Origin of the sequence: Erythrobacter sp. (assembly GCF_038133525.1) — a bacterium.
Taxonomy (GTDB): Bacteria; Pseudomonadota; Alphaproteobacteria; order Sphingomonadales; family Sphingomonadaceae; genus Qipengyuania.
Genome location: NZ_JAYPTL010000090.1, coordinates 1 through 8,157 on the forward strand (window position 1 = coordinate 1; position 8,157 = coordinate 8,157).

Sequence of the window (8,157 nt, forward strand, 5' to 3'; positions counted from 1 at the left end):
CTATTTGCCGCAGGACATTCTCTATCGGCCCAAGCAGGGATTCGTGACCCCGATCGCGCAATGGTTTCGCGGGCCGTTGGCAAGCGAGGCTAGGGCGGTGGCATCGAGCGAGTTGTTGACAGGCAGTGGCTGGTTCGATCGAAAGGCGCTTTCCCGCCTTGCCGAGAACCATATCGCAGGTCGCTCGGATAACGCGCGGACCCTGTGGCAGCTGCTGATGCTGGAACGGTCGCTCCGCCACCTGAGGCCCAGCGGCTAACCCTCCAGCCCATGTCCCCGCGCCATGTAGTCGGCGCTTTGCATTTCCTTTAGGCGACTTACCGTGCGCTCGAACTCGAAAGCACCGTCGCCGGCCGTGTAGAGATCTTGCGGCTCGGCTGCTGCGGTCACGAACAGCTTCACGTTGTTTTCGTAGAGTGCATCGATCAGCTTGGTGAAACGGATCGCCTCATTACGGTTTTCCGGCCCCATCTTGGGCACGCCGACGACGATGACAGAGTGATAGGCGTGCGCAATGGCCAGATAGTCGGCGGCCCCGCGATTGTCGCTGCATAGCTTCTTAAAGCTGAAGACCGCGACGCCCTTGAAACTCTTGGGGACCGTCAGGATACGTCCGCCGCCCAGGTCGATTTCGCCGCTCGGCACATTGGCTGCGTCTTCGGGCTTGTAGTCGGTCAAGCGGAAGAAGGCTTCGCGTACCTGTGCGGTGGCCTCGTCACCCATGGGGGCGTGCCAGGTCGCGATATTGCCGAGGCGATCAAGGCGGTAGTCGGTGGGGCCGTTCAGAGAAACGACGTCAAGCTCGGCCTCAATCAGATCGATGAACGGTAGGAATAGGGAACGGTTGAGTCCGTCCTTGTAGAGGTCCTGCGGCGGGCGGTTGCTGGTGGTCACCACCGTCACCCGCTCATCGCGGATCAGCGCGGTGAACAGCCGGCTCATGATCGCGGCATCGGCGGTATTGGTGACGACCATTTCATCGAAGGCCAGGCAATCGATTTCCCGCGCCATTCGTGCGGCAACCGGCTTGATCGGATCACCGGCTTCCTTCTTGCGCTCGTCGCGGATGAGGCGATCGACCTCAAGCATGAATTCGTGGAAGTGGACACGGCGCTTTTCCGCGATACCCAGTGTCTCCACAAAGAGGTCCATGAGCATGGATTTCCCGCGGCCTACACCGCCCCACATGTAAACGCCCTGCGGCCGGGTCTTGCGACCACCGAAGAGCTGGGCAAGCAATCCGCCCGAGGTTTCCGCCTCGAGGTCCTTTTGCAGCCGGTCGAGTCGTTCGGCGGCGCGGCGCTGATCCGGATCAGCCTGCAGTTCGCCCGCAGCAACCAGCCGCTCATAGCGGGCGAGCATCCCGCTCATGACGCAATGCGGCGTTTCATCTTCTTCACGATACCTGAGAAGCTGGCGACGAGGTGATCCTCCTGCTCAACCTTGCCGCGTACGAAGACCATGCTGCCGGTCTCGCGCACGATCTCGCAAACTGCGTCGAGCGGGCGATCCATCATTCCCGCGCCGACGAACTGCGTCGACAATTCCAGCGTGACCGAAGGGCCGGCGTTACCCGTGCCGATCGTGTGCATCGTCGTGAAAAGCGAGATATCGATCAGAGACAGTGTGACGGCGCCGTGGATGATGCCCTGCAGGTTCTCATGCCGCCGCTCGGGAAACATCCGCAGCCGCGACTTCCCGTCATCATCGACGCGAGTGATGAGCTTGCCCATCACAGCGCCGTTGAACAGCGACTGGTCCTTGAGATTCCAATGCCGCCAGCCCGGATTCTCCGGGTCCGCCTCGTGGTCGAACACGTCTTCGCGAAATGCCACTGGAGCCTGCGATCAGATGGCGCGTTCGGCCATCATCTTCTTGGTTTCGGCGATCGCTTTGGCCGGGCTCAGGCCCTTGGGGCAAACGTTCGCGCAATTCATGATGGTGTGGCAGCGATAAAGGCGGAAGGGATCTTCCAGCGCGTCGAGCCGCTCACCCGTCATCTCGTCGCGGCTGTCGGCCAGCCAGCGATAGGCCTGCAGCAGGATCGCCGGACCGAGGAACTTGTCACTGTTCCACCAATAGCTGGGGCACGAGGTTGAGCAGCAGGCGCACAGGATGCACTCATAGAGACCGTCGAGCTTCTCACGCTGTTCCGGCGACTGCAGGCGTTCCTTGCCGCTTGGCGTGGTCGATACGGTCTGCAGCCACGGGCGGATGCTCGCATACTGTGCGTAAAAGTGTGTGAAATCAGGTACCAGGTCCTTGATTACGTCCATGCTGGGCAGGGGGGTGATGCGGACTTCGCCTTTGAGGTCTTCGATCGCGGTGGTGCAGGCGAGGCCGTTCTTGCCGTTCATGTTCATCGAGCAGGAACCGCAAATCCCCTCGCGGCAGCTACGGCGGAAGGTCAGCGTCGGATCGATCTCGTTCTTGATCTTGAACAGTGCATCGAGAACCATCGGGCCGCAATCGTCCAGGTCGAGCTCGAAAGTATCGTAACGCGGGTTTTCTCCGCTGTCCGGATCGTAGCGATAGATCTTGAATTTGCGGATGCGCGTTCCGCCAGCGGCCTTGTGGTCGCGGCTCTTGCCGGTGATCTTCGAATTCGCGGGAAGGGTGAAGGTCGCCATTACGCTATCGATCCTGTTGCTATGCGAAACCCATTAGCGGGTGTGACGCGCCATGCAAGGGTGGGGAGGGGCAAATCCTACGCGATGGAACACATGGAACAGGGTTTAGATGAAAATGGTACCATGATCGAAAATCCGCGAGAATCCGCATGATTGCTGGGGAACCGGAAGGCCCTTTGGGCAGTCTAAGCGTCATGGACGAAGTAGGGAAAGGGTTTCGGCGCGCCGCAGTTTTTGGCGCCAGCGGTGGAATTGGCATGGCGCTGGTCGAAGCGCTGTTAGATCGGGGAATCGAGGTGTGGGCGGGTAGCCGGGCGGGATTGCCGCTTGTTGCGGGTTCGCATGCGTTTCGCTTTGACCTGAAGGATGAAGCTAGCATCGCCAGTGTGGCCGACAGAATGCGTGAGAGCCCACCTGATTTGGTCATCGTGGCCACGGGAGTTTTGACACTGAACGATGGAACAGGGCCCGAAAAGAGCTATCGGCATGTCGATGGCGAGGCGATGCTGGAAGTTATCCGGCTCAATACCGTAGGTCCCGCGCTTATCGCCAAGCACATGCTGCCGCTGTTTCCTAGACATCAACGCGCAGTTTTTGCCGCGCTTTCCGCTAGGGTCGGGTCGATCGGCGACAATCGCTTGGGTGGCTGGCATTCTTACCGCGCCAGCAAGGCAGGCTTGAATATGCTGTTGCGAAACCTGTCGGTCGAGATGGCGCGTACAAATCCGCAGGCAATAGTGGCTGGCCTGCATCCGGGGACGGTCGACACCCAGCTTTCGCTACCATTCCAGGGGCACCTGCGTGAGGGCCAACTGATGCGCCCGGATCAAGCAGCGCACCAGCTTCTCTCAGTCCTACAGGCCTTGCGTCCGGCAGATAGTGGAGCGGTCTTCGACTATAGCGGCAAGATCCTGCCCGCCTGACCCGGGTCAGGCGGTTGCAGCAATCAAGCCGTTGCGGTGCCAACTCTCGGCCAGCAGGGTCTCGATCAGGTCGGCGTGGCTAAAGCCGGCGTGTCCGGCAGCCTTGGCCATGACCTTTTCGGACCACAAATTGCAGTTGAGGTTGATCTCGATGAAGTTGATCTCGCCGGTGTCGAGGTCGAGCCGGAATTCGATCCGGCCGTAATCGAACGGCACGAACTCCTGCGCCACGCGCTTTGCGAAGGCTTCGATCTTGGGGGCCAGCTCCGGATCGTCGAAGCGCTTCAGTGCGGCCTTTTCCTTGTTTTCGACCAGGTCGCGCTTTTCGTAATAGGTCCAAAGGCGCTGGGTATCTTCACGTTCGTACCACAGCATCGGCAGCGCAATCGGCTCGTCCTTGATGGTGATGAAGGCGCACTGCACGTCGTAGCCGTTGAGATATGGCTCGACGATGGCATCGTGACCCTGCGTATGGATGTCCCACACCGCATTGGCCACGCCGGTCCAATCGTGCGCGTCGGAAATGCCCCAGCTGGCGGATGATGCGTTGGGCTTGATCACCCAGCGGCCCTTCGGGCTCGGCGGCAGGCTCTCTTCGCGTACCGGCGCACCGCGGCGATAGCAGAACCAGGGAGCGGTCGGGACGCCGGCATGCTGGCAGACCAGCTTGGAAACCGACTTGTCGTCACCCAACCCGCGCAGGAACGGCATTGCGCCAAGGTAGGGGATGCCATGCTTGTTGCACAGGATCGGGATCAGCATTTCGCTGTTCACGAAACCGCCGCGGTTCAGCAGCGGGAAGACGAAATCGACGTCAGGCTTGGTGAACAGGATTTCGTAATTGTTCGCCAGCGTCAGGTTCAGGTCGAGCCCTTCCAGCGTGCTGCGGACCTCATGGTGGTAAATCGCGTGATTGCCGTCTTCCGGGTGCATGCCGCCGCCGAACAGGGCGTGCTTGGCCATGAACAGGAGACGGATGCGGTCCTTGGCTTCCTGGGGGATACGAAGGGGTGCGATCTGAGAGGTCATTCTGGGGGCCCGTTAGCTGTGGTTGTGGCGGCCTTAATGCGCGCGCCGCTGCATCGCCAGTGCTTTGTGAGGGGAGAAATTCTTCTTGCCGCAAAGACGGAACGCGATAGCCTGCATACGAGAGGTCTGGAGAGGGACGGAATGGGCCTGAAGAACTGGTACGATGCGCATGTCATGCCGCGTCTGATCACGCTGGCTTGTGGCCAACCAGGGATCGAGAAGCGGCGCAGCCAGCTTGTGCCGCTCGCAGAAGGAAACGTCTTCGAGCTCGGTTGTGGCGGCGGACTGAACCAGCAATTCTACGACACGGGACGTGTCACGAGCTTCAGTGGCATCGATCCGCATGAAATACTGCTCGACGGTGCCCGTGCGCAGGCCTCACGCAAGGGATGGCAGGTCGACCTGCGCCAGGGCGTGGGCGAGGCGATCCCCTTCAACGATGGTAGTTTCGATACGGTCGTCTGCACCTATACGCTGTGTTCGGTAGATGATCCTGGGCAGGTCCTGTCAGAATTGCGCCGCATATTGAAGCCGGGCGGGAAACTCCTGTTTCTCGAGCACGGCAAGGCCCCAGATCCCGGGGTGGCGCGTTGGCAGCAGCGGATTGAACCCATGTGGAAACCGCTCGCGGGCGGGTGTCATCTGACTCGTCCAATCGGTTCGGCGCTGCGGGGTGCTGGGTTTTCCGTCGAGCCATTGGGGCAAGCCTACCTACCCAAGACCCCACGTGTGATGGGGTGGATGGAATGGGGTGTGGCTCGCAGGGAAGGCGCCTGACAAGTTAGGGCAGCCTCGTCCCGCGCCCAAGCTTCAAAGGAAACTGAAGGCCCCGCCGCCACGGCAATGCGCATTGCGCATCCCATGGCGAGCGGGGCATTCGGTTTGAATTACTCGCCGAAAGTACGCTGCCACCACCCGCGGCGGGGCTTGTCGTCACCTTCTGCACTTGCCGCTTCCTGCGCTGCCGGGACAGAGGCTTCGGGCTCTGCTGCAGCTTCTACTTCGGCTTCGACCTTCTTCTTGCGGGTGCGTTTGGGCTTGGGTGCTTCCGGCTCCGGCGCTGCGTCGACAGGTGCCTCGACCAGTGCTTCCTCCGCGACTTTCTTCTTCCGCGTACGCTTGGGCTTCGGCGCCGGTTCTTCGGCTACGGGAGCTTCCGCTTCTGCTTCGGCCGGTGCTTCCGCTTCGACAGGAGTCTCTTCGACCTTCTTCTTGCGGGCGCGCTTGGCCTTTGGCTTGGGTGCGTCTTCTTTTGCGACTGCCTCTGCAGCCTGAGGAGAATCTTCCGGTCCGGCAATCACCGCCATGTCTTCGGCTACCTGCTCGGAGATCTCGGCCAGTTCCTCGGCTTCGCCTTCGCCTGCCTCGTCGGTGCGATTGCCGCGTCCGCGGCCTCCGCGACGACGGCCGCCGCGACGGCGACGCTTCTTCGGGCGATCCTCGCCCTCTTCCTCGCCATCCGAAGCAATTTCGTCGGTGCCGTCTTCCTCATCGGAAACGTCACCATCTTCGGCATCGCTCTCACCATCGTCTTCATCCCGGCGCTTGTTGCGGCCGCGGCCACCGCGCCGGCGGCGGCGCTTCTTCTTGGGGCGATCGTCACCGTCGGACTCGGCATCGATATCTTCGTCTTCATCGGCATCGATATCGGCTTCGAAATCTTCCTCGTCATCCTCGACGATGGTCTCGAACTTCGGCACGATGGTGGGACGCGGGCCGGAGCTCGCGACATGCATCTTGGCGCCTTCGTCCTCACCCTCAGGGCGAACGACGACCTGGACGCCGTAACGCTCTTCGATCTCCATGAGATCGGCGCGCTTCTCGTTGAGCAGGTAAACCGCCGCTTCGGTGCTCGCCGCAAGGGTGATGATCGTTCCGCGACCGCGCGCTGCTTCCTCTTCAATCAGGCGCAGCGCAGAAAGGCCAGCCGATGAGGCGGTGCGAACCAGTCCGGTGCCATCGCAGTGCGGACAATCGCGTGTGGTGGCTTCGAGCACGCCGGTGCGCAGGCGCTGGCGGCTCATCTCCATCAGGCCGAAGCTGGAAATTCGGCCGACCTGGATGCGCGCACGATCGTGCTTGAGCGCTTCCTTCATCGCCTTTTCGACCTTGCGGGTGTTCGAGTGGTGCTCCTGGTCGATGAAGTCGATCACGACGAGCCCGGCCATGTCACGCAGGCGCAGCTGACGAGCGATCTCGCGCGCCGCCTCGAGATTGGTCGAGAGCGCGGTCTGCTCGATATTGTGCTCCTTGGTGGAGCGGCCCGAGTTGATGTCGATCGAGACCAGTGCCTCGGTCGGGTTGATCACCAGGTAGCCACCGCTCTTCAGCTGGACGACAGGATCGTACATCGCCTTGAGCTGATCTTCCGCGCCATAGCGCTGAAACAGCGGGACGGGATCGGCATACTGCTTAACCCGGCGCGCGTGGCTGGGCATCAGCAGCTTCATGAATTCCTTGGCCGACTTGTATCCGGCCTCGCCCTCGACGATGACTTCCTCGATTTCCTTGTTGTAGATGTCGCGGATGGCGCGTTTGATCAGGTCGCTGTCCGAATGGATCAGGGCCGGTGCGGCGGAGGCCAGAGTCCTCTCGCGAATCTCGTCCCACAGGCGTGCGAGATAGTCGAAGTCGCGCTTGATCTCGGGCTTGGTGCGCTGGAGACCGGCGGTGCGGACGATCAGGCCCATCGATTTGGGCAATGTGAGATCGGACACGATCTGTTTCAGTCGCTTGCGGTCCTGCGCACTGGAAATCTTGCGCGAAATGCCGCCGCCGTGGCTGCTGTTCGGCATGAGCACCGTGTAGCGACCGGCAAGGCTGAGGTAGGTGGTCAGCGCAGCACCCTTGTTGCCGCGCTCTTCCTTGACGACCTGCACCAGCAGTACCTGGCGGCGCTGGATGACGTCCTGGATCTTGTAGCGGCGACGCAGCGCCATGCGCTTTGCGCGCGCTTCGTCGACTTCCTTGGCGCGGCTGCGGCCACCCTTGCCCTGGCGCCGCCCGCGACCCTTTCGACCCCGATTGCGGCCTTCGCCATCGGTGTCCGACTCGGCCTCTTCATCGCCGCCTTCGCCTTCGTCTTCGTCAGAGAAGCCATTTTCAACGTGGCCGTCCTCGATCGTCGCGACTTCGTCCTTGTCTGACGTGTCGACCTCTTCAAGCCCGTCTTCGGCGAGGTCTTCGGCCAACTGTTCGGCGCTTTCGTCGTCGGCGTCGTATTCGTCGCCGGGCATTTCGCCGCGGTCTTCTTCCTCTTCGCGTAGGCGCGCCTCTTCTTCGGCGACTTCGGCCTCGGCGGCGAGCAATGCTTCGCGATCCTCCTTGGGGATCTGGTAATAGTCGGGGTGGATTTCGCTGAAGGCGAGGAAGCCGTGGCGATTGCCGCCGAAGTCGACGAATGCCGCCTGCAGCGACGGTTCGACGCGGGTTACCTTGGCGAGATAGATGTTACCTTTGATCTGCCTGTGATCGGCAGATTCGAAATCGAATTCTTCAATCCGGTTGCCCTTGAGCACCGCCACCCGGGTTTCTTCCTGGTGGCGCGCATCGATAAGCATGCGCGTTGCCATGTA

Annotated in this window: 8 protein-coding genes; 3 read left to right on the forward strand and 5 right to left on the reverse strand. The window is 61.4% G+C overall.

All coding sequences use genetic code 11. From position 1 onward, the window contains the following. The coding region (locus tag AAFM29_RS15810) for an asparagine synthase-related protein (RefSeq protein WP_341713742.1) at positions 1-259 on the forward strand (259 nt) is incomplete at its 5' end. On the opposite strand, the gene zapE is transcribed toward AAFM29_RS15810, so the two are convergent. The 3 genes from zapE to AAFM29_RS15825 are packed head-to-tail and all read right to left on the reverse strand — an operon-like array spanning position 256 to position 2,630. Beyond that, a complete protein-coding gene (zapE, locus tag AAFM29_RS15815; RefSeq protein ID WP_341713743.1) occupies positions 256-1,371 on the reverse strand; it encodes a cell division protein ZapE in 1,116 nt (371 codons plus the stop codon). The two genes, AAFM29_RS15810 and zapE, sit on opposite strands and share 4 nt — an antisense overlap. Further along, positions 1,368-1,835 (reverse strand): PaaI family thioesterase, encoded by a 468-nt coding sequence (locus tag AAFM29_RS15820; protein ID WP_341713744.1) that lies wholly within the window; start codon positions 1,833-1,835, stop codon positions 1,368-1,370. The genes zapE and AAFM29_RS15820 overlap by 4 nt, the downstream gene beginning before the upstream one ends. 12 nt (positions 1,836-1,847) lie before the next feature. After that, on the reverse strand, positions 1,848-2,630 hold the full coding sequence (locus AAFM29_RS15825) for a succinate dehydrogenase iron-sulfur subunit (RefSeq protein ID WP_341713745.1): 783 nt from the start codon (positions 2,628-2,630) through the stop codon (positions 1,848-1,850). 194 nt (positions 2,631-2,824) lie between these two features. Between AAFM29_RS15825 and AAFM29_RS15830 the strand changes: the two genes are divergently transcribed. Beyond that, complete coding sequence (locus AAFM29_RS15830) at positions 2,825-3,553, forward strand: SDR family NAD(P)-dependent oxidoreductase (protein ID WP_341713746.1); 729 nt, start codon at positions 2,825-2,827, stop codon at positions 3,551-3,553. Between the two features lie 6 nt (positions 3,554-3,559). On the opposite strand, the gene AAFM29_RS15835 is transcribed toward AAFM29_RS15830, so the two are convergent. After that, the gene (locus tag AAFM29_RS15835; protein ID WP_341713747.1) at positions 3,560-4,582 is read right to left on the reverse strand and encodes a phosphoribosylglycinamide synthetase; all 1,023 of its coding nucleotides are present in this window, start codon (positions 4,580-4,582) and stop codon (positions 3,560-3,562) included. Between the two features lie 141 nt (positions 4,583-4,723). Here AAFM29_RS15835 and AAFM29_RS15840 point away from each other — a divergent pair, with 141 nt between their 5' ends. After that, the gene (locus AAFM29_RS15840; RefSeq protein ID WP_341713748.1) at positions 4,724-5,359 is read left to right on the forward strand and encodes a class I SAM-dependent methyltransferase; all 636 of its coding nucleotides are present in this window, start codon (positions 4,724-4,726) and stop codon (positions 5,357-5,359) included. Between the two features lie 110 nt (positions 5,360-5,469). Here AAFM29_RS15840 and AAFM29_RS15845 read toward each other — a convergent pair whose 3' ends face one another. Continuing rightward, complete coding sequence (locus AAFM29_RS15845; RefSeq protein WP_341713749.1) at positions 5,470-8,154, reverse strand: ribonuclease E/G; 2,685 nt, start codon at positions 8,152-8,154, stop codon at positions 5,470-5,472. Positions 8,155-8,157: the final 3 nt, after the last annotated feature.